General features: G+C 41.8%; 16 protein-coding genes. 14 read left to right on the forward strand and 2 right to left on the reverse strand.

Going from position 1 to position 20,284, the window contains the following annotated elements; translation table 11 throughout:
* Positions 1 to 147: 147 nt before the first annotated feature.
* Together J7E38_RS15260 and J7E38_RS15265 are read right to left on the reverse strand one after the other, a co-directional pair.
* On the reverse strand, positions 148 to 717 hold the full coding sequence (locus J7E38_RS15260) for a DUF6143 family protein (RefSeq protein ID WP_214706929.1): 570 nt from the start codon (positions 715 to 717) through the stop codon (positions 148 to 150).
* Positions 710 to 1,252, reverse strand: a complete 543-nt coding sequence (locus J7E38_RS15265; RefSeq protein ID WP_214706927.1) for a DUF6143 family protein — start codon at positions 1,250 to 1,252, stop codon at positions 710 to 712. The genes J7E38_RS15260 and J7E38_RS15265 overlap by 8 nt, the downstream gene beginning before the upstream one ends.
* A 375-nt stretch (positions 1,253 to 1,627) precedes the next feature.
* On the opposite strand from J7E38_RS15265, the gene J7E38_RS15270 reads away from it, so the two are divergent.
* From J7E38_RS15270 to J7E38_RS15335, 14 genes are all read left to right on the forward strand, one after another.
* Positions 1,628 to 2,737, forward strand: a complete 1,110-nt coding sequence (locus J7E38_RS15270) for a sugar ABC transporter substrate-binding protein (RefSeq protein ID WP_214706926.1) — start codon at positions 1,628 to 1,630, stop codon at positions 2,735 to 2,737.
* A 79-nt stretch (positions 2,738 to 2,816) separates the two neighbouring features.
* Positions 2,817 to 4,337 (forward strand): sugar ABC transporter ATP-binding protein, encoded by a 1,521-nt coding sequence (locus J7E38_RS15275; RefSeq protein WP_214706925.1) that lies wholly within the window; start codon positions 2,817 to 2,819, stop codon positions 4,335 to 4,337.
* Positions 4,338 to 4,349: 12 nt separating this feature from the next.
* Positions 4,350 to 5,525: a sugar ABC transporter permease gene (locus tag J7E38_RS15280; protein ID WP_214706924.1), complete on the forward strand. Its 1,176-nt coding sequence runs from the start codon at positions 4,350 to 4,352 to the stop codon at positions 5,523 to 5,525.
* A gap of 341 nt (positions 5,526 to 5,866) precedes the next feature.
* Positions 5,867 to 6,844, forward strand: a complete 978-nt coding sequence (locus J7E38_RS15285) for a sugar ABC transporter substrate-binding protein (RefSeq protein ID WP_214706923.1) — start codon at positions 5,867 to 5,869, stop codon at positions 6,842 to 6,844.
* Complete coding sequence (locus J7E38_RS15290; protein WP_214706922.1) at positions 6,837 to 8,276, forward strand: sensor histidine kinase; 1,440 nt, start codon at positions 6,837 to 6,839, stop codon at positions 8,274 to 8,276. The genes J7E38_RS15285 and J7E38_RS15290 overlap by 8 nt, the downstream gene beginning before the upstream one ends.
* Positions 8,269 to 9,807, forward strand: a complete 1,539-nt coding sequence (locus tag J7E38_RS15295) for a response regulator (RefSeq protein WP_214706921.1) — start codon at positions 8,269 to 8,271, stop codon at positions 9,805 to 9,807. Before J7E38_RS15290 ends, J7E38_RS15295 begins: the two co-directional genes overlap by 8 nt.
* 107 nt (positions 9,808 to 9,914) lie before the next feature.
* The gene (gene xylF, locus J7E38_RS15300; protein ID WP_214706920.1) at positions 9,915 to 10,967 is read left to right on the forward strand and encodes a D-xylose ABC transporter substrate-binding protein; all 1,053 of its coding nucleotides are present in this window, start codon (positions 9,915 to 9,917) and stop codon (positions 10,965 to 10,967) included.
* Between the two features lie 29 nt (positions 10,968 to 10,996).
* Entirely contained in the window at positions 10,997 to 12,016 is a 1,020-nt protein-coding gene (locus J7E38_RS15305; protein WP_214706918.1) for a Gfo/Idh/MocA family oxidoreductase, read from the forward strand.
* 367 nt (positions 12,017 to 12,383) lie between these two features.
* Positions 12,384 to 14,048, forward strand: coding sequence for a M4 family metallopeptidase (locus tag J7E38_RS15310; RefSeq protein WP_214706916.1), 1,665 nt, complete (start codon positions 12,384 to 12,386; stop codon positions 14,046 to 14,048).
* Between the two features lie 895 nt (positions 14,049 to 14,943).
* Complete coding sequence (katG, locus tag J7E38_RS15320; RefSeq protein ID WP_214706914.1) at positions 14,944 to 17,160, forward strand: catalase/peroxidase HPI; 2,217 nt, start codon at positions 14,944 to 14,946, stop codon at positions 17,158 to 17,160.
* A 343-nt stretch (positions 17,161 to 17,503) separates the two neighbouring features.
* The gene (gene sstT / locus J7E38_RS15325) at positions 17,504 to 18,742 is read left to right on the forward strand and encodes a serine/threonine transporter SstT (protein ID WP_214706912.1); all 1,239 of its coding nucleotides are present in this window, start codon (positions 17,504 to 17,506) and stop codon (positions 18,740 to 18,742) included.
* A 280-nt stretch (positions 18,743 to 19,022) separates the two neighbouring features.
* Positions 19,023 to 19,112, forward strand: coding sequence for an SEC-C metal-binding domain-containing protein (locus J7E38_RS24500; RefSeq protein ID WP_483297181.1), 90 nt, complete (start codon positions 19,023 to 19,025; stop codon positions 19,110 to 19,112).
* 34 nt (positions 19,113 to 19,146) lie between these two features.
* Positions 19,147 to 19,707, forward strand: coding sequence for a sugar O-acetyltransferase (locus J7E38_RS15330; RefSeq protein ID WP_214706910.1), 561 nt, complete (start codon positions 19,147 to 19,149; stop codon positions 19,705 to 19,707).
* 322 nt (positions 19,708 to 20,029) lie between these two features.
* On the forward strand, positions 20,030 to 20,245 hold the full coding sequence (locus J7E38_RS15335; RefSeq protein ID WP_214706908.1) for a hypothetical protein: 216 nt from the start codon (positions 20,030 to 20,032) through the stop codon (positions 20,243 to 20,245).
* Positions 20,246 to 20,284 lie beyond the last annotated feature (39 nt).

A 20,284-nucleotide genomic window follows, 5' to 3' on the forward strand; every position in this document is an offset into this window, starting at 1 on the left:
AGGTGATCCTGGTTCCGTTTCTTTTTGCTTTTCGCCCAATACAGTTCAAGCATGGAAAAGAGCCTTTTCCTTTTTGAAGGATGAGGCTCTTCAGTTTGTTTTCTAGCAAAAGCATCCAGCCCCCCCATGCTCCGAACACCTTTAGCTTTATGCTTTTTCCTCCCACCATCCAAAGGCGACTCTTGCATGTACCTGCCTTTTTCCGGGGGATCGAAAGAATAAGGAAATAGAACTTCCTGGAGGGACGATAAACATACCTTGAAAGTCATGTTTTGTAAGGGTTGTAATTGGCTCAACCCTTCGTACAAAGGCATTAGTACCCCTGGTTGGCTTTCCTGAAATGAAGCTGGCGCTTTTAATATGAACTTTGGGTATTGGCGGGGGATTTAAGGCTTGGTTCCCGGCAGCGAAATGCGGAGATGTTTTTCCGTTTCCGGGAAGGATGCTGCCAATCCAGGCTTCAGTGGTTAATGGCTCATTGGAATAGTTGCTGATGGTATAGGCGTTCAAGAATAGATTCACATTGGAGTCTGCCGGGTTGACCAGTCCGCCCCATCCGTTGTAACCACCACCGAAGGATATGAGATCTGTTTGACCGAGAAAGTATTCACCGAGATAGGAGTGATATACATTTTCGGGCAGTACGGTGACCTCATTGAGGTGTTTCTCGCTGTCCATCGACTTGAAGTTCATGCCAGTCATCTCCTGCTCATGCATTGGCGGCTTCCTCCCACCAGGTCAAAACGATTGTCCCTGAGATGTATTGATAACCCGGCGGCCTTAGAAGGATGGAGAATGAGTCTCCGGGACCAATAATGATGGAACCGTTGTGTGAATCGCTGACAAGGGTGGAATTTTGAGAAACAATTCGATCGAATATATTCACACCTTTGGCCATGGGCTCAGCAGAATATCCAGCATATTTCAAGATTGCCTTTGGAAGTGGAGAAGGTGAAATTGCCTGATTGGTTGGAGTTACATGGGACGAGACCGCTGCATTTCTAGGCGGAACAGCGTTTAACCAGATTTCACTGATGAAATTTTGGTTTGAAAAGTTTGTGATCGTAAAAATATCGATATACACATTGACCCCAGAATCAGCAGGATTGACGATTCCGCCCCACGCGTAATATCCGCCCCCGAAATTCAGTAATCCGCTTTTGCCGATAAAGTATTTCCCGCGCCTTGAATTTAAGGCTGGACTGGTTACATTCACCACTTCAATTGTCTGTTTATCAATTTCATTTGGCATACCATTACTCCTAACTGTTCATTTTTCATAATATATAATATGAAACATTCTGGGCAGATGTTCAGGATGGTTTTACATTGGGGGAGCAAGGTGGTACGTCCAATTGCTTCCTAAAATGAATAGGCAGGACATTATTGACGGAATCCGGTACCACAGGTTCTTTTTTTGTGAATTGCTAACTACCCTTGTTTACCTGAGTCTTGAACTTAAGACAAGGCTTAGTACAAGACTGGGGACTGTGCACCTTTTTCAGAAAAGATAAAAAAGTACAGAAGATAATAAAAGATTACTATATGTTAACGCTTTCAAAGTGATTGGTCCGCTATAAGATGGAGTTGTAGCAAATTAATTTCATCTTTAAAGGGGGAAATATTAGTGAAAAAAGTTTGGAAATTATTTTCTGTTTTAATCGTTATGACAGTGTTGACTGGGATGCTGGGAGCATGCAGCGGGAAAACTGGCGGAAGCAGTAAAGTGAGTGTAGGAATTGTTCTTCCAACGAAGGATGAGCCTAGATGGGTGCAGGATGAGCAGCGCTTTAAAGATGCATTAGCAGATTCTGATTACACAACTGAAATTTTATTCAGCCAGGGTTCTTCTGCGAAGGAAAAAGAAAACGTTGAAACCTTGCTTAACAAAGGGATCGAAGTATTAATCATTGCTCCTCACGATGGCGCAGCAGCTGGTTCTGCGGTCGAAGCAGCGAAAAAAGAAGGAGTAACCGTTATCGCTTATGACCGTTTAATTACAGAAACAGATGCAGTCGATTATTATGTAACGTTTGATAGTCTGGCAGTAGGTGCTGCTCAAGGTCAATACTTAATTGACAATGTAAAAGGCACGAACGTCCCATTATACCTATATGCAGGTGCTTCTTCTGATAACAATGCATTTTTATTCTTTGAAGGTGCTTGGAAAGTTCTTCAGCCGAAGATTGCGGACGGTACTTTTGTGATCGCTAACTCTACAGAAGCAGAAGCATTAAAAGATAAGCAAGAGCTTACTCGTGATGAGTTAGGAAAAATTCTGGGTCAGGTAACAACAAACTGGGATCCTAACGAAGCGAAAAATAAAGCACAAACACACTTAACAGCAGCTGCTGCGAATTTAAAAGGTGATGTAGCTGTTTTAGCTCCAAACGATGGAACAGCTCGATCCATTGCAGATGTTTTCGGAACAGACTCTGACATTTCTAGCTTCGTCGTAACAGGCCAGGATGCTGAAAAAGCTTCAATTCAATACATCATTGATGGCAAGCAATCTATGACGGTATTTAAAGATGTAAGAACACTGGTTGCAGACGCAATTGATATGGCAATCGACATCCTGGATGATAAAAAACCAGAGACAACTGGTTCTTACAACAATGGAAAAGTGGATGTGAAAGCGAAACAAACAGACGTTATTGTCGTAGACGAAGAGAATGTTAAAAAAGAGCTAATTGATTCAGAATACTATGAAGCTAGTGAGTTTAAAGGACTTTAAAAATTAAAATTGCGTGATCGTATTCAATTAGACTACGATCACGCAGTTATTATAGCTGTTTTGGTTGGAGGGAATGAGGATGAGCGAATATATTCTGGAGATGAAGCAGATTTCAAAGGAATTTACAGGAGTTAAGGCGCTCGACAATGTCAATTTCAAAGTGAAGAAAGGTGAAATTCACTGCTTAGTTGGAGAAAATGGGGCTGGAAAATCCACTCTGATGAAAGTGCTGAGCGGGGTTTATCCTTACGGGACTTATGATGGGGATATTGTTTACGAAGGTAAGGTACAGCAATTTAATAAGATTAACGATAGTGTAAATGCAGGTATCGTTATCATTTACCAGGAGCTAGCTTTGTTTCCTGATCTCACAGTTTATGAAAATATATTTGCTGGCAATGAAATCAAGCAAGGAGCTTTTATTGACTGGAATGAGACGATTGTTGAAGCGAAAAAACTGCTTGGAAAAGTTAACCTCGACATTAACCCGGAGACACTTGTTAAAGACTTAGGAGTAGGGAAACGTCAGTTAATAGAAATTGCCAAAGCGTTAAGCAAAGATGTAAAGCTTCTCATTCTCGATGAACCGACTGCAGCTTTAAATGAGGACGACAGTGAAAATCTATTAAAATTGCTTGACGAACTCAGAAAACAAGGAATTACCTGCATTATGATTTCCCATAAATTGAAGGAAGTTATTGCAATAGCAGATAGTGCAACCGTGCTTCGTGATGGACAAACAATTACAACCCTGGATGCGTCCAAGGGGGAGATAACAGAAAATACGATAATAAAAAATATGGTTGGACGTGAAATTCAAGATATTTATCCGAAACGCCCTAAGAAATCAAATGGAGAAAAAGTGCTTGAGTTAAAGAATTGGTCTGCATATGACCAAAAGCTTGGCAGACATGTTGTGAAAAATGCAAACCTAAACGTTAAAAAAGGTGAAATCATTGGTTTGGCAGGCTTAATGGGCTCTGGCCGAACGGAACTAGCCCTTAGTATCTTTGGTAACGCGAAAGCTTATAAGCTGCAAGGTGACTTGCTGTTGGATGGAATGCCAAAAGCATTGAAACATACCAGTGAGGCAATAAAGGCTGGAATTGCGTATGTTACGGAGGATCGCAAAGGGGATGGGTTGTTTTTACTGCAAGATATTAAAAGCAATATTTCTGCCGCGAATTTACAAGGGATTTCTGCCAACGGAGTCATTAACGACAATGAAGAGATTAAAGTCGCAGATAGCTATAAATCTTCATTGCATATCAAAGCTGCTTCTTTAGAACAGCTTGTTGGCAAACTAAGTGGCGGTAACCAGCAAAAAGTTTCGTTAGGCAAGTGGCTGTTTGTTGGCCCTAAACTCCTAATATTAGATGAGCCTACCCGAGGTATTGACGTAGGCGCAAAATTTGAGATTTACACGGTGATGAACAAGCTGATTGAAGAGGGAATGAGTATTATCATGATTTCTTCTGAGCTTGGCGAAGTATTGGGAATGAGTGACAGAGTCTATGTCATGGCCGAAGGTGAAATCAAAGGCGAATTGCCAATAGAAATAGCCGATCAGGAAAAAATAATGCAACTTGCAACACAATAGGAGGCTAAACCAATGACTTTAATAAATGACGTTAAAACGTTAATCAGTAAAAATATTCGTGATTACGGGATGTACATTGCTTTATTTGTCATCTTTCTCATCTTTACCATTTTAACGGATGGCTTGTTTATTTCTTCTCGCAATATTAGTAACTTACTAGACTCCGCGGGTTATATTGCGGTTCTGGCTGTCGGTGTTATGCTGGTCATTGTCATTCGGCATATTGACTTATCGATCGGATTCTTAGCAGGTTTCCTGGGAGCAATTGCGGCCATTCTTCTAATGCAGCATGGCTTACCTGTTTATATTGTTATTCCTGTCATTTTGGTGCTTGGAACGATTGCCGGTTTGTTTACAGGCTTCCTTGTTGCAAAAGTAGGGATTCCTGCCTTTGTAGCAACACTGGCAGGCTGGTTGATTTACCGCGGTGCGATTCTGCAAGTAACAGAAAAGTCTGGAACCATTATCGTTCAAAATGATGCTTTTAATGCAATTGGAAATGGATACATCCCATCTATTATGCAGATTAGTGGGTTACATTTATTATCTTTATCAATTGGTGTACTGGGAATCTTATTTTACAATTTTAGTGCAGTATCCAATCGCCGAAACAAAATTAAGTATAATTTCGAAGTAGTTTCCAAGCAGATTTTCATCCTGCAACTTGTGTTCGTTTCAGCTATCATCGCTGCAATCACTTGGATCTTAGCTGGATATAACGGCTTCTCCTGGACAGTAATGATTATCTTATTAGTTGTGCTTATCTATCATTTCTTGACAACGAAGACAGTAATGGGAAGGCATATTTATGCAGTCGGCAGTAATCCAGAAGCAGCCCATTTAAGCGGGATTAACGTAAATAAGATTACGTACATTGTATTCGGTTCAATGGGTTTGCTATCAGCTTTATCAGGCATTCTATTTACCTCTCGCCTTCAGTCAGCAACGACAACTGCTGGAACCCTGTTCGAACTTGATGCCATCGCAGCTGCATACGTTGGTGGTGTATCTGCAGCAGGCGGTGTAGGTAAAGTAACAGGGGCGATTATCGGAGCAATCGTAATGGCATCCTTAACGAGTGGGATGAACTTGCTCGGTGTAGGGATTTCCTATCAATATATGATTAAAGGCGGCGTTTTAGCATTAGCGGTAATCTTTGACGTTATGACAAGAAGAAAAGGAAACTAATTGCCTCTTCTAGCGGGCTTTCACCAAGATCATTGGGGAAGCCTTTTTTTGCATAATTGCCATTAATTATGGCTCTTTTCTCAAACTTTGTTGTTTTTGGCTACAAAATTTGATTGAAAGACATATATTTCTTCACAAAATAAAACTAATTTAGAGAAAAGAGCCAGCACACTTAATTCCGAACTACAAATGGCTTATGATCACGTTAAAATCGGCTTTAGAATTTTAACAACAATCTTCACGAAAACAGCTTTATTTATAATGCAGTTTAAAAGCCAGGCTGATAGAATCAAGTTACATAACATCAAACAGTTAAGGAAAGAAAAAGGGAGGAAGCAAATATGAAAAAGTATACATATGCCATATTGGGTCTTGTATTTGCCTCCCTTTGTTATCTCATTTTTGTATCAGCCAACATTGTTTTTAGTAATGACATAGCTTTACCTAAAGCAAAAAATCAAACAGACTCTCGCTATCGCTTAGTTCTTATCACGAGAGACATGGACACAACGTTTTGGAATAAGGTTGGCATGGGAGCATCGAGACAGGCTGTGAAAGAAGGAGCCAGCCTTGAAATTTGGGGAAGCTATAGCAATAATTCAGAACAATTTTTAAAAAAGTTAGAACTGGCTATCCATTCCAAAGTGGATGGAATCATCATTCAAGGACTTGATACAGACGAGTTTAAAGAACTTACAAAAGTAAAGGCCGCGTTTAATGGAATTCCGATTATCACAGTAGCGAATGATGTGCCAATGAAGGAAAGCTTAAGAAGAACCTACGTTGGTTCCGATCAATTCCGTGCGGGAGGTTTAATAGCAAGACAGTTGTTGAATGATATGGGAACGGAAGGGAAGGTTGTGCTGCTTTCTGACGAACAGAAAGAGTATTACCAGAATGAGAGATTAAAGGGTATCTATGCCACTTTGAAAGTGTATCCAAATATTAAGATACAATATGCCGAAACAGGAGAGTCAAAAGATCAAGTCATTACGACGATGAGGGACCAGTTAAATCAAATACCGGATGTTAATGGATTTATCGCGGTAAACGCTAAGATGATTGGTCCAATGGTACAGGAAATAGGGAAACGCTCACAGGTTGAACCGTATTTTATCTATACCTTTGATGATGGACCAGAATCTTTACCTCTCTTTGAGGAAGGTAAGATTGACGGAGTCGTTGAGCAAGATCCCGAAACAATGGGGGAAGTCAGTGTCCAGCAAATTGTTAAATGGCTGAATGGAGAAACGGTCCCACTTGATATTAATGGTTACTTTACAAACATACGCATATTGAAGGACAACAGAAATGAATAGCATTAGAAAGAAAATATTATCATTCACCACTATAGTCATTATCATTATGTCCATTATTTGGATTGCTCTGACATTCTATAATTATAAAACACAAGTAAAATATAATGACATCTTAAACCGATACTTAATATTAAGTGATGTTTCGAGGTCCAGTAATCAAGTCATCACAGACTTGAATAACTATATGAACCAATCGACACCAGAAAACTTAAAAAAGTTAGAGAACAGCAAAAAGGTACTGGAATCTGCTAGATATGAAGTATTTAAGGTAAGAAATGAAGTAAATGATTTTACATTAACAAATTACATAAATTTAATGGGCAGCTTAATTGAAACAACAGACAGATTACTGGGACTTGAACGAGATTCCGAGGCAGCCGTAAAGGACCTTGCAGAAATTACCCGTATTAGTAACTATATTTCCGATATGACGCTTACCTTAATCGATATGGAACTCAAAACACATGAGCCATTTTATCGCGGCATTATGGAGCAATCCATTGAATTGGTGAAACTTGCGATATGGATGGTTTTATTAACATCCTTGTTGCTATTATTGGCTACTTATTGGTTTTCCTTAAGCATCACGCATCCAGTCCAACAATTAACAAAGGCTGCAAGTGAATTAGCGAAAGGGAAATTCGATGATGAAATAACAGTCAAATCGAATGATGAAATTGCCTTTCTTGCTAAAACATTTGATCATATGCGAACGAATATAAATAATTTAATCCAGCAGATAAAGGAAAAAGCAAAGCTGGAACACGAGCTGCAGCAAAACAAAATTTTACTGCAGGAAAGTCATTTCCGCAGTCTGCAAAGCCAGATGAATCCGCATTTCCTGTTTAATACCCTTAATACGCTTTCGAAAAAAGCATATTTAGAAGGGTCTGAAGAAATAAGTGATTTGCTCGTCAGCGTGGCAGACCTTTTACGTTACAATTTAAAGCAAATTGACCGGTCCGTTACATTAAGGGACGAATTGATTGTTGTCAATCAATACATGCAAATTCAAAAGGCACGGTTTACGGATAGACTTCAACTGCAATTGGATATTGATGACTCATGCTTACATGTTGCTATTCCCGCACTCACCCTGCAGCCAATTATTGAGAACGCTGTCATTCATGCAATAGAGCCCAATATTAACGGTGGTGTCATCACAATTCAAGTGAAAGATATGATTGAATATGTCCTAGTTCGAATTATAGATGACGGAATAGGCATGCCTGATGAAATCATTACTCAAATTTTATTGGAACGTCAAGTACAATCAGCAGGACATTCTACAGGAATAGGTTTCAGTAATGTTGTTAAGCGTCTGCGTCTTTTTTATGAGAGAGATGACGTCATACATATTGAAAGCTCAGTGGGCAGCGGCACGACCGTTCTATTAAAAATTCCGAAACAAAGAGGCGAGTTACATGATTAAACTTTTAATTGTGGATGACGAACAAATAGAACGGGAAGGGATGGAAGCTATTTTAAACAGGGCATTCCCCGACCTAATTGTTGAACAAGCCAATAATGGGAATAGAGCGGTAGAATTAGCTGCAAGCTTTAGACCAGATCTAGTGTTAATGGATATCCAAATGCCTGGTATGAACGGCCTGGAAGCCGTAGAACAGATTCTTGCTGATTTTCCTTATGTTAAATTCATAATGGTAACAGCATTTGATACGTTTAATTATGTGCAATCAGCCTTAAAGCTTGGAGCAAAAGATTATATCTTAAAGCCGAGTAAGGTGAGTGAGATTAGAGCAACGGTTGGAAAGGTTTTGAAAGAAATAGAATCCGAGAGGGAGCTGCAAGCAGAAAGCAGCATGCAGCGAGAAATGGTACAAAAAACATTAGCTCTCGTTGAAACAGATGTTGTAACGCAGCTGCTATTTGATCATGTGCACGAGGTACACTTAAACATGCTAATGGAGATGCTTGATATTCAATCAACAAGTCAGGTATTTGTCATGAATGTGGTTGTACCGGATGGAATGGAACATCTTTATTCTCGCATTAAAGAGAAAGTCAGGATAACGAGAAGCGGATGGATGGGTGCTCTCTACGATGGGCAGCTGCCGATTATTATCTTCAGAAACGGCCAGCCTTATCGGTCACAAGCGACTGCTCTTGCAAGAGATATTTTATTTGAAGTAAACAAGGAGCAGAAAGCTGGCTGGTTCATTGGGATAGGTAATGAATGCAACTCATTGGAGAAAATCCGTCAATCTTATCAGGAGGCAATCATTGCTTCGAGCAATAAGACACTTCCGGTCAAATACCGGTTTTATCATGATATACCTGTTTTGAATGAAACAGGCAGTTGGCAGCAGGCAAAATACTTGAAAAAGGATCTAACCGACCAGGTACGGCTAGGCCAGTGGGATCAAATAAAATCGAATCTTAGCCATCTTATTCAAGCCTACGAGATGGAAGGGATAGAAATCCAGCAAGCACAACAATTCGTATTAGAATCACTATGGTCCATCTGGTCGATTATAAGCGACCAGGGGATTGAGGCAGCAACCCCAATTTACCATTATCAAACGCAAAATTACCGTCAATTACGTTCTGAAACAGCTAATCTTCTGATGAATATAAAAGAATCTTATGATAAGCATTATATTAGTTTAGAAGCGGACACAATCTATCGGATTAAACAATATATCATGGAAAATTCCCAACAGAATATTTCATTAGAAACGCTTAGTAATAAAGTAGGTTTAAGTCCTATTTATATAAGTAAAATGTTTAAAGAAAAACTTGGAATTAACTACATTGACTTTTTAACAGAGTGCCGTATTGAAAAAGCAAAGAAAATGTTGGCAGAACCGGAGAAGAGTATCAAGGAGATTACAATTGAAGTTGGCTATCATGAACCAAATTATTTTAGCAAAGTATTTAAAAAGATGTGCAATGTTACGCCGAGAGAATATCGGAAAACACTGCTTGGAATAAAAGATTAGTCTCTTTCCTAAAAATGCAAACTATTAGAATAATGCAAAACGGAAACAGAAGTTCCACAGGGAAGGGAGGGGAAATGGTGATAACAAAGTTAAGGAAAGTTGGTTTATTGAATCTTATCTTCCTTCTGATATTATTGGCGGCATGCGAAGAGGGGGTCACTCCAAAGCTTAAAGAGAACAAAGAACCAGAGTATGAAAGTGTTGTTACTGATTTTGATAAAAAGCTTAAAATTGGTTTTTCGATGGACACCTTAGAAGAGGAGCGCTGGCCAAGGGATAGAGACTTTTTTAAAGAAGCGGTCGAGTCATTAGGAGCGGAAGTTGTGATTCGTGAAGCAAAGGGTGACGATACCTTGCAAATTGTGCAGGCAGAAACGTTAATCAGCGAGGGAGTGGACTTGCTCGTAATTGTTCCGCATAACGCTGAGGCGGTAGCAACCATCGTGAATAAAGCCCATTCTTCGGGCATTAAAGTTATATCTTATGATCGTTTAGTGAAAAATTCATCTGTTGATTTATACATTTCTTTTGACAATGAGTTAGTTGGGGAACTTCAAGCTCAGGCAATAACAAAATTAGTTCCAAAAGGGAAGTATGTATATATTGGGGGGGCAAACACAGACAATAATGCCCATTTATTGAAAAAGGGAGTTTTCAATGTCCTCCAGCCCTTCATAGATAGGGGGGATATACAGGTTGTGTATGACCAATGGACTGAAAATTGGACGCCAGAAAATGCTTTTGCCAATATGGAAGCCGCCCTGGAGATAAATAATAATGAGATAGATGCTGTTATTGCTGCAAACGATGCGACAGCAGGCGGGGTCATAAAAGCCCTTGAAGCGCAGGGACTTGAAGGGGAAATTCCAGTTGCCGGACAGGATGCAGACTTAGCGGCCGCTCAGCATATTGTGCAAGGGACTCAAACAATGACTATTTATAAACCGATTAAAACATTAGCATACGAAGCAGCAAGAGCAGCTATCAAAATGGCGGGCGGAGAAACGGTTGCAACGAATAGAAAAATGAATAACGGAAAATTGGAGATACCATCCCTCCTCCTTTCACCCATTGCAGTGGATAAAGATAATATAGATGATACTATTATTGCCGATGGGTTTCATAAGCGAGATGAGGTATACGGAATGACTGAGGAATAACAGCCTAAGAAATTAGTGGAGGTTCTTACATGATAAAAACGATAATTGTTGGGTTTGGTTTTGCTGCAAAGGTGTTCCATTTACCGCACCTGGTACATTCTGATAAATATGAGGTGGTCGGGATTATTTCAAGGTCAGGAACATCCAAAGACCATAGTGATGTATGCAATGTACCGGTGTATGAAACAGTAGAAGAGGCACTTTCAAAAAGTGAGGCAACTTTGTATATCATTACCACACCATCTGACATGCACTATGACATGTTAAAACAATGTATTCTTGCAGGAAAAGATGTGCTGGTTGAAAAGCCGGCGTTTTTAACAGTAGAAGAAGGAAGAGAACTCATACAGCTTAAACAAGCTAGTGAGTCTGTCGTGACTGTGCACCAAAACCGCCGTTGGGATGGAGACTTTTTAACCATACAAAAACTTCTGAAAGAAGAAATGCTGGGAGACTGGCAAGTCCTTGAATCGCGGTTTGATCGATTCAGACCCCATGTTCAAAATCGCTGGAGAGAGCAACCCGGAGCAGGATCCGGCGTCCTATACGATTTAGGTTCCCACTTACTTGATCAGGCACTTGTTTTATTCGGTCAACCAGATGCATTATATGCAGAAATAATGGCTCAACGGGAAAATGGCCGAACGGATGATGGCTTTCTCGTCGTTTTGCATTATGGAAAAAAACGAGTATATTTACGCGCAAGTTCATTTGTTAATTCTGCCTATCCGCGTTTTGAACTACATGGGTCAAAAGGCAGTTTCGTAAAATACGGACTGGACAAGCAGGAACCTCAATTGGCAGATGGTACTTTCTATCAAGGAAAAGAAAAAGAAGTGGGTACAATCTATTGTGAAGATACGGCAGAGGTCATGATAGAATCAGGAGGATACGACCATTTCTTTTCATTACTTGCAGACAGCTTAGCAAGAAGGGAGCCTGTCGTTTCATTAGAAGAAGCACTTAGAGTGACCAAGTTAATTGAACTGGCACTAAAATCTTCAGAAGAAGGAAGATTGATAAAAAAAGAAGAATGGTTGAACGGGTAAATCGAATAAAACGATAAACCATTTTATAAAGGCGTCACAGGCGGAATCAGGTGAACTGGTTCCGTATTTTTTTTTGAAAAAATTATCAGTCTCTCATTTATGTTTTCACTTTCGAAACAGTAGAAAACTAGAAAAACAGGCATATTGTAAGGAGAACCCTCAAAAAGGCTTTAGGGTAAAAGTAATCATTCAAAAGCCCTGGCCAATAAAGGTAAATAGAAGGATAAGGCCCGTTCCGAACTTGAATATTTAGGATATTTTATCCGGTTATTTAATTTATTCAAATAATTCTAATTATTCATGATATTTCGTGCATAGAAATATATAATAGACCCATTGAATGGAAATTGATGGGAGGAATGGAGTTTTGAAGAAGAAGTTTATTTTACCCGTAGTTCTGTCGTCGGCAATGTTGGTAGGTTCGATCCCGGTCAGCAGTGTGTTCGCGCAGCCAGCTGATTCAAGCAGTGGACAAGCTTCCAAGGCATGGAATGAGAAAGCAAGTGTTCCTTTATTTGTGAAGGAGCGGTATGCGGAAAAATTTTCTTCCAGCACAGCTTCTGAAGCGTTAAATTATCTGAAGATGAACCAAGATAAAACGGGAATTCCTCATCCTGACAAAAACCTCAAGGTAAAGAGCACGCAAAAAGATGAACTTGGCATGACTCACGTTCGTTTCAACCAATCTGTAAATGGTGTAAAAGTTGAAGGGGCTGAAGTTGTTATCCATTTTAATAAGAATAATGAAATTGTGTCCGTAAATGGAAGAACCAATCAGACAATTGCAGAGGATTCAGTGGACACAAATGCGTCATTGAGCAGCGATGAAGCTTTGAGCGCGGCGTTGGCTGCTGTCAATGCACCAGAGGAGCTGACATACGAGCCTACTTCGGAGCTTGTTGTCCTGCCTTTTGAGGGAAAAAATTATACAGCTTACAAAGTGAATGTCAATTTCATGGGAGATGAGCCTGGCAACTGGTTCGTTTTTGTGGATGCAAAAACGGGAGAGGTAATCGATCAGTACAATGGCTTGATGCATGCTGATGAGCAAACGCAAAAAGGTGCAGGGAAAGGGGTACATGGCGAGCACAGGGAGCTGCATATTACGCAGGTAAAAGAGCCAAATGCCGGAACTAAATTTGCACTGGCAGATTACTCTCATGAGAATCTTGGAGGCATTGTCACCTATGATGCCAAAAATGATAATAGCTTCAGTAACGATACTGTTTATGTTGGGAATTCAGCAGCCTTTATTAGTGACTATGACCGCGCGGCTGTTGATGCACATTATAATTCTGAAAAGGTATACGAGTATTATTTAAATGAACATGGGCGTAATTCCCTTGACGGAGAAGGAATGGCGATTGTATCGAGAGTCCACTATGGCAACAATTATAACAATGCTTCCTGGAATGGGCGCTGGATGACCTATGGTGATGGGGATGGCAAATTCATGATTTCACTATCGGCAGGCCTTGATGTTGCTGCTCATGAGATGACTCATGGCGTCATCACTCATTCTGCAAATCTGGTGTATCGAAATCAATCAGGTGCTCTGAACGAGTCCTTCGCTGACGTCTTTGGTGCACTTATTGACGACAGCGATTGGGAAATGGGCGAGGATATTATGGCACCGGAGGCTAAGGCTAGCGGAGCAACTGTGTTGCGCAGCTTAAGCAATCCAAACGGTGTTGTCGTGAGCAACGAGCAAAGAAGGGCATACAGCACAAATGGCGGAGTCTATCCAGACCACATGGACGAGTTTTATAATATGCCAACTTCAGTAGATGGCGGCGGAGTCCATGTTAACTCTTCGATTACGAACCATGCGGCATACCTGATCGCGCAGGACCTTGGAAGAGAAAAATTAGGGAAGATTTATTATCGCGCATTAACAGTTTACTTAACCTCGAATTCCGATTTTAGCGATGCAAGACAGGCGGTCGTCCAGTCTGCAATCGATCTTTATGGTGAAGGCAGCGAGGAAGAAGCGGCAGCCAACGCTGGATTCGACGCAGTCGGAATCTATTAATTAGAAAAAATCCCTCAGACTGTGAGTTTGAGGGATTTTTAATTATAACCATACTAAACCCTTGTAGGATCGTATACAAAGAAAGCGTTCACATAATTGTTGATAAATTTGAAAAAAACTGAATTAAAATAATACGTAATGTGGTATTATTTTTTCTGAAGGCAGACAGCTTTCTTTCACAATTTCTTCGTTTGCCGCTCTCCATTTTCTCCTTATTTAAAATCTTTGATTTCTAACCTTTCATGAATACTTCTTGAATGAACCCTCGGATCGTCTTTTGAATATCTCTTACTCTCTCGCATTAATTTCAAAATAATTTCCTTCAAGCGTGAAAGGAGTGATTAGCCATGTAGCTGTACATCAGTTTCATTAAGGTTTCTTAAGCATTTCATTTTAATTTTTGAAGGAGGGTTATGAATGGGTCATGATATATACGGTTTGAATAAAGCAAGGGAAGAAATTGCTTATGCACGTTTTAGCATGGGGAATCGTAATGCACTGCTGCTTTACAATTTACTTGACTAACTGAAGTTTTATGCTGGAGTCAGTGGATCAGGGAAGTTCTCGACTTTTTCGTTACAACAAATAGAACAGGCAATGAACGACTACAAGAAGTTTTTTAATACGGGCGATTCGCCGTCGGAAAGTGATTGTACATCCTGGGACCAAAAACAAATCCTTAAGTTTATCCAAAGTTGCTTGGCAACAGCACAAAAAGAAGATAGCGTGGAAGTATTTTTTGGTTAGTAGTCTTTCATCTAAATCAACTCCCCAATCCCCTCAGCTGCCCCTATTCATAAAAGATTCCAATTATAGATACTAAATCCCTTGTCCCTTTCATAGTTATTAATGTTGAAAGTTTAATTATTTTTATTTTGACGAAAGGGGAACGAAAATGGACAAGGATACTGCAAAGGTTGGAAAATGCCCGGTGGTGCACGGGGGTGTTACTAGTCAAAAAACGAGTGGTACGACAAATAGAGACTGGTGGCCAAATCAGCTTCAATTGAATATCCTTCATCAGCATGATCGCAAATCCAACCCTATGGGAGAAGATTTTAATTATAAGGAAGAATTTAACAAGCTGGACTATGACGGTCTTAAGCAGGATCTTCAAGAACTCATGACAACAAGTCAGGACTGGTGGCCGGCTGACTACGGCCATTATGGGCCATTGTTCATTCGGATGGCCTGGCACTCAGCAGGAACGTATCGTATTGGCGATGGCCGGGGCGGCGGCGGTACTGGTTCACAGCGTTTTGCACCTTTGAACAGCTGGCCTGATAACGGTAACCTCGATAAAGCTCGCCGACTGCTCTGGCCGGTCAAGCAGAAGTATGGCAACAAGATTTCCTGGGCTGACTTGATTTTACTTGCAGGCAATGTGGCGATTGAGTCGATGGGCGGCAAGACCATCGGCTTTGGCGCAGGCCGGCCGGATATCTGGCATCCGGAAGAGGACACTTATTGGGGCGTTGAATCAGAGTGGCTCGGCGATAAGCGGTACACAGGCGATCGCGAGCTGGAGAATCCGCTTGCTGCAGTGCAAATGGGCCTTATCTATGTGAATCCTGAAGGACCGAATGGCAAGCCGGACCCACTGGCAGCAGCCAGGGACATCCGCGAAACCTTTGCACGGATGGGCATGAACGATGAAGAAACGGTAGCGTTGATCGCTGGCGGCCATACTTTTGGAAAAGCCCATGGTGCTGGAGACGCAGCCAAAGTTGGTCCGGAACCGGAAGCAGCTCCGATTGAAGAGATGGGCTTGGGCTGGAAAAACGGCCATGGCAGCGGCAGGGGACGTGATACCATAACGAGCGGCCTTGAAGGAGCCTGGACGGCAAATCCAACACAGTGGGATAATGGCTACTTTGATTTATTGTTCGGCTATGAATGGTGGCTGACAAAGAGCCCGGCTGGTGCCTATCAGTGGCTGGCCGTGGATCCTGCCGAGAAAGACCTTGCTCCGGATGCAGAAGATCCTTCTGTAAAAGTTCCAACGATGATGCTTACAACCGATATTGCATTGCGCCATGATCCGGATTATGAAAAAGTTTCCCGCCGGTTCCATCAGAATCCGGATGAGTTTGCGGATGCTTTTGCTAGGGCGTGGTTCAAGTTATTGCATCGTGATATGGGCCCAAAATCAAGGTATATCGGTCCAGAAGTTCCAAAAGAGGATTTTGTCTGGCAAGACCCTGTTCCAGCTGTTGATTATGACTTAACAGATGGGGAAGTAGAAAAGATAAAAGAATTGATTCTTGACTCAGGGCTTACCATCAGTGAGCTAGTGACAACAGCCTGGGCTTCGGCAAGCACCTTCCGTGGATCAGACTTCCGCGGAGGAGCGAATGGGGCACGCATACGATTGGCTCCGCAAAAAGACTGGGAAGTGAATCAGCCGGAGCAGCTTTCAAAGGTACTCAATACACTCGAAGACATTCAAAGCCAGCTGGATCAGGAAGTCAGCCTTGCCGATTTAATCGTACTTGGCGGCAGTGCTGCGATTGAGAAAGCTGCACGTGACGCAGGCTTTGATGTAACAGTTCCGTTTGCTCAAGGGCGCGGGGATGCAACAGAAGAACAAACCGATGCAGAAGGCTTTGCAGTGCTTGAACCTTATGCCGATGGCTTCCGCAACTATCAGAAAAAACAGTATGGTGTGAGTCCGGAAGAGCTGTTGCTGGACAAAGCACAGCTGTTGAACCTCAGTGCACCTGAAATGACCGTCCTGATTGGCGGTATGCGTGTGCTCGGTACAAATCATGGCGGTACAAACCATGGCGTATTCACCGACCGTGTTGGCACGCTCACAAATGATTTCTTTGTGAACCTGCTGGATATGGGGGTTCAATGGAAGCCAGCAGACGGTGGAGTATACGAGGGCCGTGACCGTAAGACGGGTGATGTTGTACGCACAGCCACCAGAGTCGATCTCGCTTTCGGTTCAAACTCACAGCTGCGTGCGATTGCGGAAGTGTATGCCCAGGACGATAACAAAGAGAAGTTTGTTCGCGACTTTATTAATGCATGGGTCAAGGTAATGAACGCTGACCGTTTTGACCTTCATGCAAAAGCTCGTGAGACATCGGAATTAGCGATAAATTAATAGTTTACCAGATGGCAGATCAGTAAAATGGTCTGCTATTTTTTCTGCGCTCGAATCGGGGAGCATGTGGAAGATTTAAAATGGCATGAGCGCGATGGTTAAGAAACCTGATTTTCTGGGAACAATTATCTATTAACAACCCGCTAATAGTTAGGGTATGATTGATTGAGTATTTAGAAAGTTGAGATTTTTATATGTTAAAATCTTTATATTGTAATATAATATTTCAGCCTCTATAATACTTAGTACGCGGACAGTTGTATTTTTAAAGAGGACAGTAAGTGATTGTCCTTAACTGGCCTTATGCATTCAAAAAGAGAACTTACTTGTGGGGGAGATGACGATGAACGATTTACTGAAGAAGTTGAACCGAGTAAGCCTGGTAAAACAGATCATTGCGGGTCTATTAATTGGTGTGGTCCTGGCACTGACGATTCCGGAAGCTGCAAAGCCGGTTGCTATTTTTGGGTCATTATTTGTAGGGGCCCTGAAAGCAGTTGCTCCAGTTTTGGTATTATTCCTGGTTATGTCGGCGATTGCCCAGCATAGACGCGGGCAGAAAACAAACATGAAAACGATCATTTTTCTTTATCTTTTAGGAACGTTTGCTGCAGGACTTATTGCCGTTCTTGCCAGCTTTATGTTCCCGGTCAGCTTAAAGCTTACCGCTGGCGCAGAAGGCATGACGCCTCCAGGAAGTGTCGTCGAGGTTCTCAAAACTTTATTGCTCAACATTGTAGATAATCCGGTTAACGCTATTATAAATGCTAATTATATCGGTATTTTAGCCTGGGCAGTCCTGATTGGTGTTGCCCTGAAAAGTGCAGCAGATTCAACAAAAACAGTGATTGGGAATCTAGCTGATGCCATGTCCAAAATCGTCGCATGGGTGATAAAATTTGCTCCGCTTGGCATCATGGGCCTAGTGTTTGAATCAATTACGACAAACGGTCTCAGCTCCTTGCTTGGCTATGGTAAATTGCTTGCTGTCCTGATTGGCTGCATGCTTGTCGTTGCCCTTGTCGTCAATCCGCTCATCGTGTTCACGATGATCAGGCAAAATCCATATCCACTTGTGTTTAAATGCTTGAAGGAAAGTGGGATCACAGCCTTCTTTACAAGAAGTTCAGCTTCAAATATCCCTGTGAATATTAAAATTTGTGAAGAATTAGGGCTTGATAAGGATTCCTATTCTGTTTCGATTCCATTAGGCGCAACGATTAATATGGCTGGAGCAGCTGTGACAATTTCCGTCATGACACTTGCTGCAGTCCATACACTTGACATTCAGGTGGATATTCCAACTGCCATCCTTCTGAGTGTGATGGCCGCCATCAGTGCTGCCGGTGCCTCTGGAGTTGCAGGCGGTTCGTTGTTGCTGATTCCTCTTGCATCCAGCTTATTCGGCATTCCGAATGATGTCGCGATGCAGGTGGTTGCAGTAGGTTTTATCATTGGCGTTCTGCAGGACTCTTTTGAAACAGCGCTTAACTCATCGACAGACGTTCTATTCACAGCTGCAGTAGAATTCAAGAAATGGCGCCAGGAAGGAAAGGTCATCGACATCAAAAAAGCTTCATAAATTGGCTGGATGTCAGGTACGCTTTTTACTTATTGGCGAAAATGAAAATATATCAACCACATTCTCAGATATATCAGCGGATTATCGATTTTATCGACCAGATTTAAAGATATATCAACCACTTTTGGCAAAATATCGACCAGATCCACTTGTGGGCAAGGGGAAGTCCCTTTGCTTCCAGTTGGAGCTTGTATTAAGATAAGATAAAAGTGCACATCATTTGAGGTGCGCTTTTTCTGTGTAAGCAGAAAACCTGTAATCATCGTTACATAGCATGAATATGCAGTTTAGCACCAGACAGAATGTTGGACGTCATAATCCCTGCCCACGTGGCAGTGGGAAAAAGTACAAGAAATGCTGTGGGAAATAGGCAATTAGATAAAAGTGAAAGAAGGTCATATAAAATGAAAACGGAAAAAGAGAAAATGGTTGCCGGGGAAATGTACAACCCTGCTGACACAGTATTGGTAAAGGATCGTGAGGAAGCCAGACGCAAGGTCAGGATCTATAATCAGACACTGGAAACAGAAGGTGAAAAGCGGACAAAGCTTTTAAAGGAATTGCTAGGTTCCACAGGAGACGCTGTTTTTATGGAGCCGAATATCCGATTTGATTATGGCTATAACACTCATGTTGGAGAGAACTTCTATGCCAATTTCGACTGTACCATCCTCGATGTGAGTGAAGTTCGCATTGGCGATAATTGTATGCTCGCACCTGGCGTGCAAATCTATACGGCCACACACCCGCTTCATCCGACTGAACGCAACTCTGGCAAGGAATATGCGAAGCCAATCACGATTGGAAACAATGTATGGATTGGCGGGAGTGCCATCATAAATCCAGGAGTGACCGTTGGAGACAATGTAGTGATCGCATCTGGGGCAGTCGTGACGAAGGATGTCCCGGATAATGTCGTAGTTGGCGGCAACCCGGCTAAAGTGCTTAAACAGATTGAGGTGTAAGCGGGAAGAATTCGTGACTGATTGTTGTGGGGAAGATTCGGGGTGTTTTCGGACAAGGCTAAATGTTTGAACTTGGGGCTACTTCGGACAAAATCAACGGTAAGAGCAGGAAAAATGTCCGAACTAGGGGCTACTTCGGACAAAATCAACGGGAAGAGCTGATGAAATGTCTGAACCTGGGTCGACTTCGGACAAAATCATCGAAAAGAGCAGGTGAAATGTCTGAACCTGGGTCAACTTCAGACAAAATCAACGTGAAAAGCTGGTGAAATGTCCGAACCTGGGTTAACTTCGGACAAAATCAACGGGAAAAGCTGGTGAAATGTCTGAAGCTGGGTTAACTTCGGACAAAATCAACGTGAAGAGCAGGAGAAATGTCCGAACCTGGTCTGACTTCGGACAAAACGAACGGGAAGAGCCGCTGAAATGTCCGAACGCGGGTCAACTTCAGACAAAACCAGCGGCAAGAGCTGTAGAAATGTCCGAACGCGGGTCAACTTCGGACAAAATCATCGGGAAGAGCGGAAGAAATGTCTGAACCCGAACCATAATCAGAGCAAGTGTGAATAATTGGAGG

The organism is Bacillus sp. ISL-35, from assembly GCF_018613355.1.
Lineage (GTDB): Bacteria > Bacillota > Bacilli > Bacillales > Cytobacillaceae > Mesobacillus.

What these genes read in the sequence shown, in the direction of transcription:
- J7E38_RS15260 (WP_214706929.1), bottom strand. Translation starts at nt 717, where the DNA reads ATGCATGAGCAGGAGATGACTGGCATGAACTTCAAGTCGATGGACAGC.
- J7E38_RS15265 (WP_214706927.1), bottom strand. Translation starts at nt 1,252, where the DNA reads ATGCCAAATGAAATTGATAAACAGACAATTGAAGTGGTGAATGTAACC.
- J7E38_RS15275 (WP_214706925.1), top strand. Translation starts at nt 2,817, where the DNA reads ATGAGCGAATATATTCTGGAGATGAAGCAGATTTCAAAGGAATTTACA.
- J7E38_RS15280 (WP_214706924.1), top strand. Translation starts at nt 4,350, where the DNA reads ATGACTTTAATAAATGACGTTAAAACGTTAATCAGTAAAAATATTCGT.
- J7E38_RS15285 (WP_214706923.1), top strand. Translation starts at nt 5,867, where the DNA reads ATGAAAAAGTATACATATGCCATATTGGGTCTTGTATTTGCCTCCCTT.
- J7E38_RS15290 (WP_214706922.1), top strand. Translation starts at nt 6,837, where the DNA reads ATGAATAGCATTAGAAAGAAAATATTATCATTCACCACTATAGTCATT.
- J7E38_RS15295 (WP_214706921.1), top strand. Translation starts at nt 8,269, where the DNA reads ATGATTAAACTTTTAATTGTGGATGACGAACAAATAGAACGGGAAGGG.
- J7E38_RS15305 (WP_214706918.1), top strand. Translation starts at nt 10,997, where the DNA reads ATGATAAAAACGATAATTGTTGGGTTTGGTTTTGCTGCAAAGGTGTTC.
- katG (WP_214706914.1), top strand. Translation starts at nt 14,944, where the DNA reads ATGGACAAGGATACTGCAAAGGTTGGAAAATGCCCGGTGGTGCACGGG.
- sstT (WP_214706912.1), top strand. Translation starts at nt 17,504, where the DNA reads ATGAACGATTTACTGAAGAAGTTGAACCGAGTAAGCCTGGTAAAACAG.
- J7E38_RS24500 (WP_483297181.1), top strand. Translation starts at nt 19,023, where the DNA reads ATGCAGTTTAGCACCAGACAGAATGTTGGACGTCATAATCCCTGCCCA.
- J7E38_RS15330 (WP_214706910.1), top strand. Translation starts at nt 19,147, where the DNA reads ATGAAAACGGAAAAAGAGAAAATGGTTGCCGGGGAAATGTACAACCCT.
- J7E38_RS15335 (WP_214706908.1), top strand. Translation starts at nt 20,030, where the DNA reads ATGTCTGAAGCTGGGTTAACTTCGGACAAAATCAACGTGAAGAGCAGG.